This window comes from Mesorhizobium sp. M7D.F.Ca.US.004.03.1.1, from assembly GCF_003998635.1.
GTDB classification, from domain to species: Bacteria; Pseudomonadota; Alphaproteobacteria; order Rhizobiales; family Rhizobiaceae; genus Mesorhizobium; species Mesorhizobium loti.
Map to the genome: position 1 here is coordinate 1 of NZ_RZQG01001722.1, position 525 is coordinate 525.

Here is a 525-nt window from a genome sequence, read left to right on the forward strand (position 1 = left end):
TGCCGGTGGCGCGCCAGAGGCCGCGAGCGCCGGCCATGTTGCGGCCATGGGTGGTGGTGCGGGAACGATAGGCAGGCATGTTTTTTCCTTGGTGGCTGGCCGCAGCCTGGGAATGGCGCGGCGGAGCTGAATTCGGACCGCAGGCGTTATAGACGCGCAAGCCCGGTCTGGCCACAATTTTGCAATGCGCCAGATTCCTCCAAAAACCGGCTCCCGAAAAAAATTGCGGGCCGCTGTCGGATCGCGCCGCGCACGGCCGTCCTTGGGGCAGACGGCAAGGAATGGCACCATTCCCGGAGTCGCCGTTTCACCGTAACCGCAACCAAAACATCCCGAGGAGCACGACATGCAAAAGATCACCACCTGCCTGTGGTTCGACGACCAGGCCGAAGAGGCGATGAATTTCTACGTGTCCATCTTCAAGAATTCGAAGGTGCTGAGCGTGATGCGTTGGCCCGAAGGCCACGGCGATGAAGGCAAGGTGCTGGTGACCACGTTCGAACTCGACGGGGTGCAGTTCCAGGC

General features: G+C 61.5%; 1 protein-coding gene. It reads left to right on the plus strand.

Annotation, left to right across the window (positions count from 1 at the left end; translation table 11 throughout):
* Positions 1-346: 346 nt before the first annotated feature.
* A partial coding sequence (locus EN935_RS39705; RefSeq protein ID WP_206534728.1) for a VOC family protein occupies positions 347-525 on the plus strand: 179 nt, incomplete at its 3' end.